16 protein-coding genes are annotated in these 16,796 nt (G+C 34.7%); 8 read left to right on the forward strand and 8 right to left on the reverse strand.

All coding sequences use genetic code 11. The features are described from left to right. Positions 1-199: 199 nt before the first annotated feature. Complete coding sequence (purU, locus tag ABEB23_RS15670; protein ID WP_348813571.1) at positions 200-1,054, forward strand: formyltetrahydrofolate deformylase; 855 nt, start codon at positions 200-202, stop codon at positions 1,052-1,054. 104 nt (positions 1,055-1,158) lie between these two features. Here the strand turns inward: purU and ABEB23_RS15675 are convergent, their stop codons facing one another. From ABEB23_RS15675 to ABEB23_RS15690, 4 genes are all read right to left on the reverse strand, one after another. After that, positions 1,159-2,202 (reverse strand): methyltransferase, encoded by a 1,044-nt coding sequence (locus ABEB23_RS15675; RefSeq protein ID WP_348813573.1) that lies wholly within the window; start codon positions 2,200-2,202, stop codon positions 1,159-1,161. A 90-nt stretch (positions 2,203-2,292) separates the two neighbouring features. Then, the gene (locus tag ABEB23_RS15680; RefSeq protein ID WP_348813574.1) at positions 2,293-2,949 is read right to left on the reverse strand and encodes a VOC family protein; all 657 of its coding nucleotides are present in this window, start codon (positions 2,947-2,949) and stop codon (positions 2,293-2,295) included. 20 nt (positions 2,950-2,969) lie between these two features. After that, a complete protein-coding gene (locus ABEB23_RS15685) occupies positions 2,970-4,454 on the reverse strand; it encodes a catalase (RefSeq protein ID WP_348813575.1) in 1,485 nt (494 codons plus the stop codon). Between the two features lie 359 nt (positions 4,455-4,813). Continuing rightward, positions 4,814-5,599 (reverse strand): alpha/beta fold hydrolase, encoded by a 786-nt coding sequence (locus ABEB23_RS15690; RefSeq protein WP_348813576.1) that lies wholly within the window; start codon positions 5,597-5,599, stop codon positions 4,814-4,816. A 108-nt stretch (positions 5,600-5,707) separates the two neighbouring features. Between ABEB23_RS15690 and ABEB23_RS15695 the strand changes: the two genes are divergently transcribed. Beyond that, the gene (locus ABEB23_RS15695; RefSeq protein ID WP_348813577.1) at positions 5,708-5,857 is read left to right on the forward strand and encodes a hypothetical protein; all 150 of its coding nucleotides are present in this window, start codon (positions 5,708-5,710) and stop codon (positions 5,855-5,857) included. Here ABEB23_RS15695 and ABEB23_RS15700 read toward each other — a convergent pair. Next, positions 5,831-6,646: an ABC transporter substrate-binding protein gene (locus ABEB23_RS15700; RefSeq protein ID WP_348813578.1), complete on the reverse strand. Its 816-nt coding sequence runs from the start codon at positions 6,644-6,646 to the stop codon at positions 5,831-5,833. The genes ABEB23_RS15695 and ABEB23_RS15700 overlap by 27 nt on opposite strands. Positions 6,647-6,710: 64 nt before the next feature. On the opposite strand from ABEB23_RS15700, the gene ABEB23_RS15705 reads away from it, so the two are divergent. Further along, entirely contained in the window at positions 6,711-7,328 is a 618-nt protein-coding gene (locus ABEB23_RS15705; RefSeq protein ID WP_348813579.1) for a YceI family protein, read from the forward strand. Positions 7,329-7,343: 15 nt separating this feature from the next. Here ABEB23_RS15705 and pyrF read toward each other — a convergent pair whose 3' ends face one another. Both pyrF and prfA read right to left on the reverse strand, forming a co-directional pair. Further along, complete coding sequence (gene pyrF, locus ABEB23_RS15710) at positions 7,344-8,186, reverse strand: orotidine-5'-phosphate decarboxylase (protein WP_348813581.1); 843 nt, start codon at positions 8,184-8,186, stop codon at positions 7,344-7,346. A 163-nt stretch (positions 8,187-8,349) separates the two neighbouring features. Further along, positions 8,350-9,426, reverse strand: a complete 1,077-nt coding sequence (prfA, locus tag ABEB23_RS15715; RefSeq protein WP_348813582.1) for a peptide chain release factor 1 — start codon at positions 9,424-9,426, stop codon at positions 8,350-8,352. Between the two features lie 411 nt (positions 9,427-9,837). Between prfA and ABEB23_RS15720 the strand changes: the two genes are divergently transcribed. The 5 genes from ABEB23_RS15720 (at position 9,838) to ABEB23_RS15740 (ending at position 14,879) form a co-directional block, all read left to right on the forward strand. Beyond that, on the forward strand, positions 9,838-10,629 hold the full coding sequence (locus ABEB23_RS15720) for an LpxL/LpxP family acyltransferase (RefSeq protein WP_348813583.1): 792 nt from the start codon (positions 9,838-9,840) through the stop codon (positions 10,627-10,629). 484 nt (positions 10,630-11,113) lie between these two features. Further along, on the forward strand, positions 11,114-12,121 hold the full coding sequence (locus tag ABEB23_RS15725; protein ID WP_348813584.1) for an SPFH domain-containing protein: 1,008 nt from the start codon (positions 11,114-11,116) through the stop codon (positions 12,119-12,121). A gap of 6 nt (positions 12,122-12,127) precedes the next feature. Beyond that, the gene (locus ABEB23_RS15730; protein ID WP_348813585.1) at positions 12,128-13,051 is read left to right on the forward strand and encodes an NAD(+)/NADH kinase; all 924 of its coding nucleotides are present in this window, start codon (positions 12,128-12,130) and stop codon (positions 13,049-13,051) included. Positions 13,052-13,242: 191 nt separating this feature from the next. Further along, complete coding sequence (locus ABEB23_RS15735; protein ID WP_348813587.1) at positions 13,243-13,878, forward strand: hypothetical protein; 636 nt, start codon at positions 13,243-13,245, stop codon at positions 13,876-13,878. Between the two features lie 350 nt (positions 13,879-14,228). Beyond that, a complete protein-coding gene (locus tag ABEB23_RS15740) occupies positions 14,229-14,879 on the forward strand; it encodes a DUF1801 domain-containing protein (protein ID WP_348813588.1) in 651 nt (216 codons plus the stop codon). A 397-nt stretch (positions 14,880-15,276) separates the two neighbouring features. Here the strand turns inward: ABEB23_RS15740 and ABEB23_RS15745 are convergent, their stop codons facing one another. Beyond that, the gene (locus ABEB23_RS15745) at positions 15,277-16,731 is read right to left on the reverse strand and encodes a hypothetical protein (RefSeq protein ID WP_348813589.1); all 1,455 of its coding nucleotides are present in this window, start codon (positions 16,729-16,731) and stop codon (positions 15,277-15,279) included. Positions 16,732-16,796: the final 65 nt, after the last annotated feature.

Below are 16,796 nucleotides of genomic sequence, written 5' to 3' on the forward strand. Positions count from 1 at the left end.
ATTGAAGGATTATCAATTACTATTTTTTAACACAAAACACTATAATTGCTTTTTTTATACAAAGAAATAAGGTTAGTTTTGATAAAAAATATCGAGAAAACGGATTGCCTAGCCGCGATAGTAGCGACATCCTTTTTCTGGCTTCTTTGGCCAGGAAAAGATATAGCGAATAGCGGGATCAGCTCCCAAATAAAATTATATGCAGAAAATTACGATACTTATACATTGTGAGGACCAAAAGGCAATTATAGCCTCTGTGACCAGCTATATTGCTTCGATTGAAGGAAACATCATTTATTTGGACCAACATGTGGATGCTGATGAAAATGTATTCTTTATGCGTTTGGAATGTGAATTGAGTGCCAAAAAATGGGATTTGGAAACCATCAAGAATGATTTTAAAATCAATTTGGCGATTCCGTTTAATATGTCCTGGGAAATTTATCCCCAAGAGCAAAAGCCCAAAATGGCCTTATTCATTTCAAAATACGATCACTGTCTGTATGATATTTTAGGACGTTACAGTGCAGGTGAATTACCGCTTGAAATTCCGTTAATCATCAGTAATCATGAAGATTTGAAACCTGTTGCGGAACGATTTAATATTCCGTTTCATTATGTTCCTTTTACCAAAGAAATTAAAGTCGACGGAGAGCAACAACAAATTGATTTATTGAAGAGATATGCGATCGACTTTATTGTTCTGGCGCGTTACATGCAAATTATCGGTCCGAATCTGGTAGCGCTTTACAAAAACAATATTATCAATATTCATCATTCTTTCCTGCCCGCGTTCCCTGGTGCCAAACCATATCATTCTGCATTTAAACGAGGCGTAAAAATTATTGGCGCGACCAGCCACTATGTGACCGAAGGATTGGATGAAGGGCCGATTATCGAGCAAGATATTTCAAGAGTTACACACAGCCATTCTATTGATGATTTTATTATGAAAGGACGGGATTTAGAACGAATGGTTTTAGCAAGAGCCATTAAACTGCATGCCGAACGAAAAACGATGGTATATAATAATAAAACGGTTGTATTCTCTTAGGATACAACCGTTTTGGTTTTCTCTTTTAATTTAAAATATGGTTACAAATCAGTACGCAGATTTTGCAGATGCAACAGATTCCATGTCTTTCTCTTTATGATTGGCTATTTATAAGCAATTGCTGCGCTTGTTGGGCCTGCTAGCGGTACAATTGAGGTGGACTTAAAGCCTACACCTTTTGCCCATTTATCAAAACTGGCAAAAGTATAATCAAAACCGGTTCCGGTTTCTATCAACATATTCAGGCTCATCATCATTCCGAAAACATTTTTTTTTCGTTCATCATCAATAACGTTCTCAATAGCTACAAATGCGCCTCCATCCGGAAGAGCTTCGTACGCTTTTTTTAGCAGTGCTATTTTCTTTGATTCATCCCAGTCATGAAGTATATTCCCCATGACCACCACATCTGCTTTTGGAAACGGATCAGTAAAGAAATCACCGCTTGCTGTTGTGACTTTATCTGAAAGTCCTGCTTTTTCAATATTGGCTTTTGCTATAGGCTCAACAGCGGGAAGGTCAAAACTGGTACACTTCATATGAGGCTGATATTTCGCTACCATAATAGACAATACACCGCCAGAACCACCAACATCAGTTAACGTTTTATATTTTGAAAAATCAAATTGCTGGGCAAATGCGTTAAAATTGCCATTTTGAATGCTTCCCATAGCATTAATAAACTCCAGTAATCTTTCGGGCGATTTATACAATTCGTCAAATAAATTACCCTCTCCCGTTTTAATTTCATTTTGTGGTAAACCTGTGAGTAAGCCCTCTTCAAGATTACCCCAAAATTGATACAAGCGATTGTTCATCATATCAAGCATACCGCCGATATAAAAGGGTTTGTTGATATCCAAAAAAGTATCTGTATGAATACTGTTCGAATAAACAGCTGATTCTAAAAGTCCTTCTCGATTGAGAAATCCAAATCCTGTTAAGGCATCTAAAAAATCAAACAAATGAATATCAGTACATTTCAGATTTAATAGCGCCTTTATTTGCTGAGCAGACATGGATTTCTTTTCGGCAAGTTTTGTGAATAATTGAAATTTTATAGCTGCCAAAAGAATTTTTGAGGCCCAAAATCCAGAGCCAATTTGCATAATCCCTGCCGGTGATGGCTGGTTGTTTTGATCTTCCATTTGTTTATCTGTTTTAATTTTACATTTTTAACGGATTAAAATCTCCCGAGGTTTCGGGACTACGAAACTTTCTCATAGCTGTTATAGCATTCATTCTAAAACTTCCAATACTTGAATTTCTCCATTGTTGTCAAAAACCACTTTTGTCCAGAACGATTTAGATTTTACATTTGTCGGATACCAATTTCTATTTTCTTCCACAAGAATAAAAAGTCCTGTAACGGTACCCAAAACAATGAATTTATCCAGTTTTGGTTGTTTCGAATATGGACTAAGTCCAAATTTATTGCATAGTTCATCGCTTTGTGTTGCAACATTTTTAGAAACCAATCCAATCTCACTAACCGACAGAATTGACTTGCCATCAAATGGATTTTGCGAGGCATTGTCCAAATCATTTCTCGCTATAAATTCCAAAATATTTCCATTGTTGTCATAGAAATAAAAAGACTTTGCATTCCAATTGTAGAAATCGGCGATTTTATCGGGCGGAATTACATACATAATTTCCGCTTTCTTTTCAATCCAGGCAAAAGCTTCCAATAATTTGTTATGGGGTACATCAAACGCAAAATGATAGACTGGTTTCGTATTTCCGGAGGAACGGAACGTTAGTTTTGTCGCGCCTGCATTAAAGGAAACAGTAGAACTATCTTTATATACTGTTTCCAATCCCAAAACTTGCTTGTAAAAAACTTCTGTTTTAAGGATATCGTCAGACAATAATTCTAATTCCAGTATCTTCATTTTGGTTTCCGATAACGATTCTACCTTTCTAACATATCAACATCGACTCCCAAACCATCTCCAACTGCAGCACCCAAACGTCCGTCAACTCTGCACCAATGCGATAATTGTCGGTTTATGATTTCTGATTTTTTAGGACCTTCAATACCAGACATTGCGGCAATAATGTTATGAATAGTATTTTGCTGTTGTTCTGGAGTCATGATTTTAAACAAGTTCCCCGGTTGGGTGTAATGATCGTTTTCCCCTTCACAATTTCTGTCGTACCAATCTGCAATGACACTTTGCATTTCCAAAGGCGGTTCTTTGTAGGATTGATCAATATGGATATCATCAAAACTATTTGGGTAATAATTGGGGTTTTCTCCACCATTCCCGTCAACTCTCATTTTCCCGTCTCTTTGGTAATTATTCGTGGCAAAAGGGCATCTATTCACCGGTATCTGTTCATAATTAGCGCCCAAACGATAGCGTTGTGCGTCTGGATAGGATAACAAACGGCCTTGCAACATTTTATCTGGCGAATACCCAATCCCGTCAACAATATGTGCTGGCGCAAAAGCAGCTTGCTCTATATCTTGAAAATAATTATGTGGATTTTGATTCAATTCTAAAACACCTACATCAATCAAAGGAAAACGCCCATGCGGCCAAACTTTGGTCAAATCAAACGGATTGAAATAGTAATCCTGGGAAGTAGCATCCGCCTCAGTCATTATCTGAATTTTCAAATCCCATTTCGGAAAATTTCCTTTTTCAATATTGTCAAACAAATCACGTTGTGCAAAATCCATATCGGTGGCTCTCATTTGTGCCGCTTCCTCGTTGGTGAAATTTTTAATGCCTTGCGCTGTTTTAAAATGGAATTTCACATAACACCTTTCGTTGGCAGCATTAATCATCGAAAAAGTATGGCTACCGTAACCATGCATGTGACGGTATCCGTAAGGCGTTCCTCTGTCAGACATTAATATTAAAACCTGGTGCAAACTTTCCGGATTCAGAGACCAATAATCCCACATCATTGTTGGTGATTTCAAATTGGTGTGAGGATCCCTTTTTTGGGTATGAATAAAATCTCCAAACTTCTTAGGATCTTTGATAAAGAAAACCGGAGTGTTGTTACCGACCAAGTCCCAATTTCCGTCCTCGGTATAAAACTTCATGGCAAAACCTCTTGGATCGCGCTCTGTATCTGCCGATCCTTTTTCGCCTCCTACAGTTGAAAACCGAAGAAAGACTTTCGTTTCTTTTCCTATTTCAGAAAAAATTTTGGCTTTGGTATATTTCGTAATATCATGCGTTACCGTAAAAGTTCCAAATGCCCCGGAACCTTTAGCGTGCACTACCCTTTCGGGAATGCGTTCCCTGTTGAAATGGGCCATTTTTTCGTGAAGAATATAATCTTGAAGTAATAAAGGTCCACGAGGGCCTACTGACTGCGAATTTTCATTTTCTACAAAAGGTCTGCCAGACGCTGTTGTAAGTTTTCTATCTAATTTCATGTTTGTAAATTTTAATAGTTTAACGCAACGGTAACCTACTTATCGATCTAACCAAAATGGATAATTTTATGCTTAAGTAACTAAAATTATTCTTTTTAAGTTTTATTACAAAATAAAAAAATGAAATGGGGAAAGGCAATCCTATATTATAAACAGCTAAAATTAAGCAAAATACAGCTGTTAAAAAATAATCTATTAAAGATAGAAAAAACTTAACTTATCAGCAACAAACTAATAACAAAATCTTAACAGCCAAGAATCGCAATAAGTGTGATCTTTGCAATGTAATAAACTGGTTATTTATTATTTTGGTTTTGGTTAGTTATAAAAACGCCGGTATCTTTGGATACCGGCATTTTTTATTTAGCAGTGTTTATAAAGGAAAGCACGGCAGTATTGAAAGCGATAGGCTGTTCAACATTTACTACATGACCACAATTTTCTATTACAAACAATTTAGAAGATTTATAATGGCTTTCTACTACTTTTCGAACTGAAGGCAAGAACATATAATCCTCTTCTCCCATTACATAAAGAGTAGGAATACTCAATTCCACTTGTCGAAACCATTTCAGTACGGGATTGATTTCGGCTGTAAGTTTAAACCATTTGATGAATTCTTTTTGGTATAATTTCTTGGCTTCATTGATAAAAAGCGAACGAGATTGTTTGTGACTTTTTTTAGGCATAATCACAAAAGCAAAAAAACGATACAAAACCAAATACGGCAACACATATTTAAACATATTCCCCAATCGCATCAGAACCTGGGAACGAAAATTCATTTTAAGAATCGCTCCACCAAGAATCATGCTTTGCACTCTTTCGGGATACATTTCTGCTAATTGTCGAATCAGAATGGTGCCCAATGAAATTCCAACAAAATGTGATTTTTCAATCTTCAGATGGTCCAAAACCTCTAAAATATCATTTGCTAAAGCGGAAAAGGTATATTTTTGTTTTAAAGCCGTTTTTAAGGTAGGCTTTGATTCTCCATGACCTCGCAAATCCAATAACACCACATTATAATGTTTCTTAAAATCTCGAATTTGCTTGAACCAAATAGACGAACTTCCACCAGCACCATGCACAAAAGTTACCCATTGTCTGCTGTTTTCGTTCTTATAAATGGTATAATTAATCATGTTCGTTTTTTTTGTAAAAATAGAATTTTAATTTTAAATCCCAATCTTAACATTTAATAAAGAGGATTTAATGATTCTAAAACGTAAATTTGCAAAAAATTACACCCCATGCAAGGATTATTGAAAGAGAAAAGTGAAATAGAAAAATTGCAGCAAGAATTCAAAATGCTTACCGAACAGAACTGCAAAACTGTCAAACCCGCCGTCAACGCTACGATTGAAAAAGAAGAATTAGTTCTGGAGGAATGCGAATCCTAATTTTTGATGCATCTTTTTGAAATAATCAAAAGCTTTTAACAACCGACTCCCATACCAGGAAAACATTTCGCCATCCACAAAAACAGTTTTGGCGTGATGCGTATACCTGCCTATTTCAAGAGCATCTTCGTCTTTAAAAGGATAAGGCTCTGAGGATAAGAGCACCAAATCCGGATCACCTTCCAAACGAATTTTCTTTAAATCAATTTCAGGATAACGGCCTTTCGTGTCATAGATATTCTGAAAATGATTCAGTTTCAGTAATTCATTTATAAAATTATTAGAACCCGCAACCATATAAGGATCTTTCCATATAAAATAAGCCACTTTTTTTATTGGAGCCTCTTTAATGAAACTTTTAAAATCGCTCAAGGCAAAAGCCAATTTATCGTTCCAATTCTGTGCTTCGGGATTACAGTTAAAAATTTGCCCAAAATCGGAAATCATTCTGAAATTATCTTCAATCGTTATAATATCAGTCACCCAAACGGGGCAAATTTGACGCAATTCAGACACCATTTCCTCGGTATTCTCCTCTTTATTGCAAATGATAATATCAGGCTGTAATAACCGTATTTTATCGAAATGTACTTTCTTCGTTCCTCCTACAATTTTCTTGGTTGATTTAAAATGGCTCGGATGGACACAAAACTTGGTAATCCCAATAATTCGCTCTTCAAGACCTAAATCATACAGTAATTCTGTTTGTGATGGGACAAGCGAAACAATACGCTTTGGCGAAGATTCGAAGGCATGTGAAACTCCAATTTGGTCTTTAAAAATTTTCATTAATTCTTACTTTTTTTAGTGTCTAATCAAAAGAACATTCGTGCTAATTATTTATCTTTGCAGTATGAAAATTTTAGTAAAAATAGCACTCCTTTACGTACTAGTTTACACTCCTATATTTGCCCAACCACTCGTTAATGTCAGCTTACAAAAAAACAGTTCTTTAACTATTACCGGCACAACAAATGTAGTATCATTTAAAATATTTCAAAACGGAGAAGACCTCTCCAATAAAAAAATGTCCTTTACTACTTCTCAAAATCAAAATAAGATTTCATTAAGTGAAAACAAACTTACCGTACCCGTAAAGAATTTTTCATCTAATAATAAAATGGCTTTGAGGGATTTTTTAAAACTGATAAAATCAGACACTTACCCTAACTTGCAAGTCCAAATAAATTATCTGGATCTGCAGCCAAGTTTAGAAAAAAATCAGTCAAACGCTATGAATGCCATTGTCAGCATTACCATTACAGGCATAAAAAGGCATTATTCCATCCCTGTTTCTTACAGCAGTGACGGTGATTTATATTTCATAAAAGGAAAAAAGAAATTGAGTATTCGTGATTTCGGACTCACTCCGGTTAGCCAAATGATGGGCTTAATCAAAGTGAGCGAATGGATTGACATTGATTTTAATATGATCTGTAAAATCAAAGTCACGGACACCGAAGAAATATAACTCCCCTAAAAAAGTTTATTTTAAAATAGCTTCCATTTCCTGTTGCATTTTCAAAGCTTCTTCTCTCGCTTTTTCCACAAAATCTTTTCCGTTTGAAGCATAAATGATGGCACGAGAGGAATTGATAAGCAATCCGACATTGTCATTCATTCCGTACTTACAAACTTCAGAAAGGCTTCCTCCTTGCGCTCCTACTCCTGGAACCAATAAGAAACTATCAGGAACTATTTTACGTATTTCAGTGAAATATTCGGCTTTGGTTGCCCCAACAACATACATTAAATTCTCGCTGTTTTTCCACGTTTTAGAAGTCTCTAAAACTTGTTTGTACAATTCTTTAGCTCCGCTCCGTTCGGCTTCGCCTCGGGTTCCATCTGTTATTAATGTCTGGAAATCAAAAGCGCCTTCATTTGAAGTCAAGGCCAACATAATGGTATGCTTGTTTTCGAAAGCCAAAAACGGTTCAACAGAATCTTTTCCCATATAAGGAGCAACGGTAACACTGTCGAAATTTAAATCTTCAAAAAAAGCCTTGGCATACATCGATGAAGTATTTCCAATATCCCCGCGTTTAGCATCTGCAATCGTGAAAATTTCAGGATATTTTTCGTTGATATAATTAATGGTCTTTTGCAACGACATCCAACCTTTTATTCCGTATGCCTCATAAAAAGCCGTATTGGGTTTGTAAGCCACCGCTAAATCATGCGTTGCATCAATTATGGCTTTATTGAATTCGAAAATAGGATCTTCCAATTCTAATAAATGTTGTGGAATTTTATTCAAATCAACATCTAATCCTACAGCTAGGAAAGATTTCTTGATTTTTATCTGGTCGATTAGTTGTTGTGTCGTCATTATTGTAAGTTTAACCGCAAAGTTCGCAAAGATTTTTGCAAAATTCGCAAAGATTTAATCTGCTTATTATTTCTTATAAAGTCCAAAAACAGTAAAAAGCTTTTAAAAAAAATACCATGCTAAATAATTTAGTATGGTATTTTTATTTTTGCATCTATATTCTTTAAAATACTTCGCTTGCTTCTTTTAGTTTCTCCATATTGTTCACCAATTGTAATTCGTCAACAATTTTTTGGATATCACCATTCATGATATTACCCAAATCGTACAAAGTTAACCCTACACGGTGATCAGTCACACGACCTTGCGCATAGTTATACGTACGGATTTTAGCTGAACGGTCACCAGAACTAACCTGTGAAGTACGTTTTGAAGCGTCTTCCTCTTGTTTTTTGGCTAATTCCTGCTCATACAAACGAGAACGTAAAACCGTTAACGCTTTATCTTTATTCTTGTGTTGTGATTTTTGATCTTGACATTGTGCCACCAATCCGGTTGGAATGTGCGTCAAACGAACAGCTGATTTCGTTGTATTTACAGATTGTCCACCTGGTCCTGAAGAACAGAAGAAATCCACACGAACATCATTCATATCAATTTGTACATCAAATTCCTCTGCTTCCGGAAGCACCATAACAGTCGCTGCTGATGTGTGCACACGCCCTTGAGTTTCTGTTTGAGGTACACGTTGCACACGGTGAACACCTGCTTCAAACTTCAAAGTACCATATACATCCTCGCCTGTAACTTCAAAAATAACCTCTTTAAAACCACCGGAAGTTCCTTCGTTCATATCCACAACCGAAGTTCTCCATCCGCGATTTTCACAATATTTGGTATACATACGGAACAAATCTCCTGCAAAAATACTGGCTTCGTCCCCACCTGTACCGGCACGAATCTCAACCATCACATTCTTAGCATCTTCCGGATCTTTTGGAATCAACATGAATTTGATTTCTTCTTCTAATTCCGGTAATCTTTCCTTTGCTTCATCCAATTGCATTTTGGCCATTTCAGTCATATCTGCATCACTTCCGTCAGCAATTATTTCATTGGCTTCGCTAATATTTGCCAAAACAAGCATATATTCTTCTCGCTTTTCCACCAACGCTTTTATACTTTTATACTCCTGATTGAGTTGTACATACCGCTTTTGATCGGCGATTACATCGGGTTGAATAATCAAATCCGAAATCTCGTCGAAACGTTGTTTTACATATTGAAGTCTATCTAACATTTTCCTAATCCTTTTATTGGAGTGCAAAATTACGAAAAATAGTTGATAGTTAAAAGTTGTTCGTTGTTGGTTTTTTTAGGAGCTTTTTCCTGCTATCAGCTTGTATCTTTTTTACTGCGGTTCTTTTTAAAAAAGAAACAGGGCAAAAATCCAATTTCGAATAAAATTTACTAAACTTTACTTACTTAAAAACACAAATAACTCAATGTAAAATAGTTATTATATTTTTCATAACTTTGATAAGCATTCCTATTTCTTTTTAATGCAAAACGATTACACTTTTTACATTTCGTAAAAATTCCAGCATAGTTATACATACTTGAGTTCCGTTTTTTTAATTCATTTTTTAAAAGCTTTTTAATAATGCAAATAAAAAAAAGATTATCAACGCCTGTGAATACTTCGAATGAGTTGCGAAGGAAACGACCACAATACCTGCTTATACTTCTATCAATATATGGGTGGCTATCATCAATAATTGCTTTTTTACACCTTTTTGCAATAGAGAGAAACTGGGCAAAAATCCCTTCCTGTTTTGCCGAGACTCCGGATGGTTGTTATTTTACCATTCGCAAAATATGGATGGCCCGAATGTTGAGAAGATCGCTTTCTCTGTTTCTGAGAACTCCGCTTCGTCGCGGAAACATAGCACTTGTCAACTGCAAACTTAGTCTGCCTGAAGAGTCGGGCTGTATCATCACCATCTGTCATACTCCGTGGGCTAGGCTACTTGCCGAATGGTGCCGTGTCAATAACTTTGCACTTGTACTTGTTGGTGGCCCGTGGATTCAACGCACAGGGAAAGTTAATATTCCGGGAGGTGGTTTCATCGGATTACGAAAACTGGTTCACCACTTGCGCTCTGGTGGACGGGTTATAGTAATTGGAGACAACATAGGAAGATCCCGCTGTTGCCCCGTTCACTTTCTGGGAGAAGAATGCATGGCCTCAATCCTTCCTGCACGTCTGGCGGCTCTCGCAGGAGTCCCATTGTTAGCAATTACCCCTAAGTTACAAGATGGAATGGTAAATTTACAAAATGGTATCACCTTAGAAACCAAACTAATACAGAAAGATCAGAATGAAGCTATACAAAACATTTTCAAGTTCTTTGAAGATGAAATCCTTCGTTCCCCTTCCATTTGGGCACCCTATATCCTCAAGTCTTTAAACAAAATGAGCTCCTATATTCCTGGTAAATAGTTACTGTAATTTACAAAAGCTAATTAACAGGCGCTTTCCTTTAGCTTCAGCATCTTTTTTCAGAAGCTAATTCCCATCATCCGTTTCAAGCTTCTCGGCTTCCAACCCTTTTTCTAGGCCGCTGGCAGGAGCTTCCATTGGTCGCTCTACCACCACCAGAAAAAAGCGGTTTTAAACACTCAAAGGCTTTCCTCTACTACTGGGACTATGGATTATTTGCTAAAAAACAGCATTTATGGTTTACCGTAAAATCCTCGAATCAAAAGGAGTTAGTTTTGGAAAAAGTTATAAAAACCAAACAAAATTTAATCAGTATTTTCGGTATTAGTTTCTATATTTGAAAAAAAATTACAAACGCTATAAGACACCTTACATTTAAGCAGATTCGCATGCATAAACTGGGTTTGTGGTAAGTATATATAAGTTAGCAAGGGTTTTAAGACACACCGCATTTAACAATAACCTAAAATAGAAATAAAAAATTATGTTTGGATTTAAACACATACAATTTGATGCAATGACTTATGTTTTACATTTTAAAAATGGAACCATAAAAAAAGAAGGTCGAGGACTTTCGTTTTTCTACTTTTCTCCAAACAGTTCAATCGTTGCAATTCCTATGGGAAGTAACGATTTACCATTCATATTTAGTGAGTCAACAAATGATTATCAATCCGTAACTATACAAGGGCAAATAAGTTACAAAATCACAAATCCAAAAACTTTATCTGATGTTTTGGATTTTACTGTCCAAGATAACGGACAATACAAAAAAAATGATATTGAAAAACTAAATCAACGATTAATTAATGAAGCACAGACAGCAACTTCATCATTTATTCACGGAATAAAACTTAAAGATGCGATTCGTTCAGCCAAAACCATCGAAGAAAGTATAATTGAAGGATTAAAAAATTCTACCGCAATAAATATGCTTGGAATAGAAATTTTGGGAGCAAATATTTTAGCGATTTCGGCCACTCCAGAAATGTCAAGAGCATTGGAAACCGAAACAAGAGAAAAACTACAACAAGAAGCAGATCAAGCAATTTATGAAAGACGAAATTTTGCGGTGGAACAAGAAAGAAAAATTAAAGAAACGGAACTAAATACTGAAATTGCAATTGAAGAAAAACAAAAGCAAATTACAGAGAAGAAAATGGAATCCGAAGTTATAAAAGCGGAAAATGACAGAAAGTTAAGAGAAATGAAACTTGAAGCTGACATTTCTGTTGAAAATCAGAGAAAGCTTTTAATAGAAGAAAAAACGGAAAACGACAAAAAAGAAGCCGAAACTCAAGGATATGTGATTGAAGCAACGTTGAAACCGTACAAAGAAATTGATTGGAAAATTTTAACTGCTTTGAATAATAATCCTGACCCTAAATTTAATATTTCGCTTGCTTTCAGACAACTCGCCGAAAATGCTGATAAAATTGGCAACTTAAATATTAGTCCCGATTTATTAGATTCTTTATTAAACGAGAAATAATACACGATGAGCACTGAATATGCTATAATTGTCAAGAATAAAACACGCCTTGAATTACTAATTGAACGCTTTAATACAAAAGCACAGGCGAAATTTTATATTGAACGACTCGGAGGTAATTTTGATGATTACGAAATTGAAAACGAAATTTTTCAAAATTCATTACAATCACTACAAATACAACTTTCAAAAGTTATAAAAAACAAAATTATCGAAAGAAATTTTGTCCCTTCATTTATATTTTCTGAAAATCAATTAATAATTGTAATCGGACAAGATGGACTTGTCGCAAATACAGCAAAATATTCAAAGAATATTCCAATTATTGCAGTAAATCCGGATAAAGAAAGATATGATGGCGTTTTATTACCATTTGACATTTCGAACTTTATTGGTGGAGTTGAAAATGTAATTAACAACAAATATAATTCGAAGACTATGCGATTTGCAGAAGCAAAATTAAATGATGGCCAACGTCTTTTAGCATTTAACGACTTGTTCATTGGGGCATCAACACATATTTCTGCAAAATATAAAATAACCTATAACAACAATATTGAGGAACAATCTTCAAGCGGTTTAATTGTATCTACACCAGCAGGCTCAACAGGTTGGTTGAGTTCTATTTTTAATATGTCTTATGGTATTACAAATATGTTTGAGAAAAATTTAAAACCAAAAAGACCAAAACTAAAAGACAACGAATTGTTATTTGCGGTTAGGGAACCTTTTCAAAGTGTAAGAACTCAAATTGGCATAACATCCGGAATTATAAAAACTCAAAACAATCTAACTATAGAATCTTTAATGCCCACAAGTGGGGTTATTTTTAGTGATGGAGTTGAATCCGATTTTTTGAGATTTAATAGCGGCTCAATTGCGACAATTGGAATAGCAAAAGAGACCGCCAAAATAGTGACGAAAGAATAAAGACCTCTGGTAACACCTGCTACTAGTGATTTGGGCAATTGGCTTAATTTGAAAACAGCTTTGTATTTGGGAGTTTTGTGACAATCGAAAGTTAAATTTTAATTTAACCCCGAACCACTTGTAGCAAGGAAACATAGACGGAAACCGAAAAAAAAAAAAAATAAACCTTAAACCTTAAAATAAATTACAGAATGATTAAAATGATTAAAATTGGTTCGCTTTTAGTTTTTACAATACTTTTAAATAGTTGCGCCTCTGGATATAAAAAGATAAATCCCCAAACAATAAATTATGTTTCAAGAAGTATTGAAAGTAATATTTTGCTAGAATATAAATACGATTTGTTAGAAAAAAAATATAAAAAGAAAGAGACTAAAAATGATATTAAGTTAATAGCAGTTAAGATCACAAACAATACTGAAAAAGATATAATTTTCGGAAAAGATTTTAAACTTTCTTATGAAAACGGTAATGAAGTCAGTTTAATTGAAACGGAAAAACTATTCAAAACGATAAAACAAAGTCCAGCTTCGTATTTGTGGTATTTACTTTTATCCCCACTCCAATTTTATTCTGGAACGACAACTACTTCAAATGGCTATTATACCGAAACAAAACCAACTCATACATTCCCTGTCGGATTAATATTAGGTCCAGGACTAGCGGGAGGAAATATGATCGCTGCAAGTTCAGCAAATAAAAATTTTAAAAAAGAATTATTGGAATTTGATCTTAACGGTAAAACAATCAAAAAAGGCGAAACTGTATATGGATTAATAGGTTCAAATTCGAATAGTTATGATTCAATTAAAGTAAAAGCACAATAGTGTCTATCAGCTAACAACAGACCAGATCGCACAGATATATATTTCAGTTTGAACGCAGCCATACTTCGTCTGCTGTCGCTAGGGTGCATACCTAGCCATCAAACGAAGGACAGGTAAAAATAAGTCAGAAAAGCTATAGCCATAAAACGGCATAGCTTTTTTTTTGTAAAAAATTAAATTAATGCTAATTTTTCTAGATTTAGGCGCCATGGAATGGACAAGGAATCAATTCCACTGTTCGTTTGCAACGATTAACTCTAATTTTTAGTATCATCACAGCATTTTTCAATACATTTATTTTTATACTTTTATAAAACCAAAATCTTTTTTATTTTTTAAAATCTAGTAAAATGAATCCCAAAGTTGATGACTTTATAAGCAATGCCAAAAAATGGCAACCCGAAATGGAGCAATTGAGACTATTACTACTCGATTGTGGATTAACCGAAGAATTCAAGTGGCGTACTCCTTGTTACAGTTTTCGGGGAAACAATGTTGTACTTATAGGCAGTTTTAAAGAATACTGTACGCTTAGCTTTTTTAAAGGAACTTTACTTCAAGACAGCAACGGTATTCTAAGCAAACCCGGAGAAAACAGTCAGGCAATGCGTTTTTTTAAGTTTACCAATCTTCCGGAAATCACAGACCAGAAATCAATTATCAAAGCCTATATTTATGAAGCCGTTGAAATTGAAAAAGCAGGCTTGAAAGTAATTTTTAAAAGCAATACAGAACTTGAATTGGTGGCAGAATTACAAAATACATTAGCCCAAAACCCAGACTTAAAAACTGCTTTTCAAGCCTTAACTCCAGGGCGACAACGGGCTTATAATCTCTATTTTTCGGCTCCCAAACAAGCTAAAACCCGCGAGACCCGAATCGAAAAATACACCCAACGTATTCTTAACGGAAAAGGAATCAACGATTGTATCTGTGGATTGTCTAAAAAACTACCCAACTGTGACGGCTCACACAACTACATTGGAGCAGAAAACAAATGACAATCTAGCAGAATCTTGTTGCTTTGGTCATTATGAAAATGAAACCTTATTAATAGCCCTAATGGAAGCGGCATCCTCGTAGTCCCGAAGCATCGGAACGTAGAGATACAGCGGACAGCAGGAAGGTTCGTCCTTGAAACTACCAATAGTTCTGCTCCTAAAGATTTCTTTTTAACACCAAATTCCCTGTTAGCGTGAGCGTTTCGCTCGTGCCTACAAACATGTCTCGTCCTACTAATACTATTTTTGTTTCCGAGAAGACTTCGAAGAGTCCCAGCTTAAGAAAACTATAGCCCGCCAATAAGAATTAATTGTTACACAACTTTTCTTAAAAATAAAGTCTTCCTAAAACTAAAAAACCTAGTTTAGATTAATAAACTAGGTTGTTTTTTACAATTTAATTGGGGTATTTGCATTCATTATATTCTTTTACAATATTTATAAGGTTTTCCTCGATTTTTAAATCAAATACTTCTTTCTTAATTTCATTGGATAAATCTTTGCAAGAACTTAGATACTCCGCCAATTCAATTGAAATATTTTTATTATTTCGTTTATCAATCATTTGACCTGCTTCTTGATTTTTCGTATTTATCACATAGCGATCTTTCTCAACTGGATCAACCAAAAGTGAATTATCTTTTTCTGAAAAAACTACCCTATAAAAATATGCATTATTAAAACCTAATGACATTGCGTTTGAAAGTTTTTTCATCACATCACCTTTAACTTTCATTCCCCTATAACCAGTTTCGGAACCATCTGCGTTTTTTACATAAAAAACAGTATTATCTTTTGCTGCTAAAGTGATTATCCTCTCTTTTCCTTTCTCATTAAGATACTTAACTGTGACAAATTTTCCATATTTATCAATTGCATCAATGACTTCAGTGTTTCCTGTTTGATTAATATCTAATTTTTCAAACTGGGCTGTCAATATTCCATCATATTTCACACCTTTATTATCAATTGCATACCCTTTTACGTTGTAAACGTTTACACTTCTTTCTTTTGCTATGCGAATCTTTTCATTTAATAAATTTGCGTTATATGTTTTTGCTTGATGCTCTAATGTAATGTCACGATAAACTAACTCTTCTATTAATTCTTTAAAAAAAGCCACATCATCTGGCCCAGAAAAACGACTGGTCGACTGATAGGTAAATTTACTATCAGTGTACAAAGTAACTTCTATATCATTATCAAAATTTCCTTTTATTTGTGCACTTGCAACTTTATTATTGTCCAAATCATAAACGTTTGCAAAATTACTTGAACCCATTGGTGTATAACTTGAGCCTACTACACGGCCAACTATAGACGTTCCAGCTGTTCCACCAAACATAACAGTTCCATCATTCTTCACATAAGGATTATAGCGGGAAATTTTTTCTTGCCTTTCTTTTCTTGATTCCAAAACATCAACTTTTGTTTTAAAAGCTTTATCTGAAATACTCTCTCTTTGTGTTGCAAAAAACTCAGTTATTTTATTCTGATTAAATCCACTAGAATCAAACAAACCATATTTTACTGAAAGTAAATGCAGAATAATTTTTGTTGGACTGAATGAAGTAATCAATACATCATATGGAATTTCAGTTTTTTTAGTTCCATCTCCTGAAGTAACGACCAACCATTGACTCATAATTGTTTGTCCTACTGCCATGGCTTCATACTCAATTGTAAGCTGTTTTACATTATTCAGATCTGACAATTCATATTGGTCGGAAATTTTGTCGTTTAATATTGCTACTTCCTTTTCATCGACCAGAACTTTATCCTTCTTGGTTTTAATTTTTTGAGAAAGTGCAATCATTGGCAGTAATAATAATAGGAGAATAATTTTTTTCATATTTAATTTTTTCCTAAATGTATACAATTTTCACTCTATTTCAATGTAAAAATATTACAAAAACA

The organism is Flavobacterium maritimum (genome assembly GCF_040049085.1).
Lineage (GTDB): Bacteria > Bacteroidota > Bacteroidia > Flavobacteriales > Flavobacteriaceae > Flavobacterium > Flavobacterium maritimum.

Coding starts and splice junctions, on each gene's coding strand:
- purU (WP_348813571.1), top strand. CDS start 200: ATGCAGAAAATTACGATACTTATACATTGTGAGGACCAAAAGGCAATT.
- ABEB23_RS15675 (WP_348813573.1), bottom strand. CDS start 2,202: ATGGAAGATCAAAACAACCAGCCATCACCGGCAGGGATTATGCAAATT.
- ABEB23_RS15680 (WP_348813574.1), bottom strand. CDS start 2,949: ATGAAGATACTGGAATTAGAATTATTGTCTGACGATATCCTTAAAACA.
- ABEB23_RS15685 (WP_348813575.1), bottom strand. CDS start 4,454: ATGAAATTAGATAGAAAACTTACAACAGCGTCTGGCAGACCTTTTGTA.
- ABEB23_RS15690 (WP_348813576.1), bottom strand. CDS start 5,599: ATGATTAATTATACCATTTATAAGAACGAAAACAGCAGACAATGGGTA.
- ABEB23_RS15695 (WP_348813577.1), top strand. CDS start 5,708: ATGCAAGGATTATTGAAAGAGAAAAGTGAAATAGAAAAATTGCAGCAA.
- ABEB23_RS15700 (WP_348813578.1), bottom strand. CDS start 6,646: ATGAAAATTTTTAAAGACCAAATTGGAGTTTCACATGCCTTCGAATCT.
- ABEB23_RS15705 (WP_348813579.1), top strand. CDS start 6,711: ATGAAAATTTTAGTAAAAATAGCACTCCTTTACGTACTAGTTTACACT.
- pyrF (WP_348813581.1), bottom strand. CDS start 8,186: ATGACGACACAACAACTAATCGACCAGATAAAAATCAAGAAATCTTTC.
- prfA (WP_348813582.1), bottom strand. CDS start 9,426: ATGTTAGATAGACTTCAATATGTAAAACAACGTTTCGACGAGATTTCG.
- ABEB23_RS15725 (WP_348813584.1), top strand. CDS start 11,114: ATGTTTGGATTTAAACACATACAATTTGATGCAATGACTTATGTTTTA.
- ABEB23_RS15730 (WP_348813585.1), top strand. CDS start 12,128: ATGAGCACTGAATATGCTATAATTGTCAAGAATAAAACACGCCTTGAA.
- ABEB23_RS15735 (WP_348813587.1), top strand. CDS start 13,243: ATGATTAAAATGATTAAAATTGGTTCGCTTTTAGTTTTTACAATACTT.
- ABEB23_RS15740 (WP_348813588.1), top strand. CDS start 14,229: ATGAATCCCAAAGTTGATGACTTTATAAGCAATGCCAAAAAATGGCAA.
- ABEB23_RS15745 (WP_348813589.1), bottom strand. CDS start 16,731: ATGAAAAAAATTATTCTCCTATTATTATTACTGCCAATGATTGCACTT.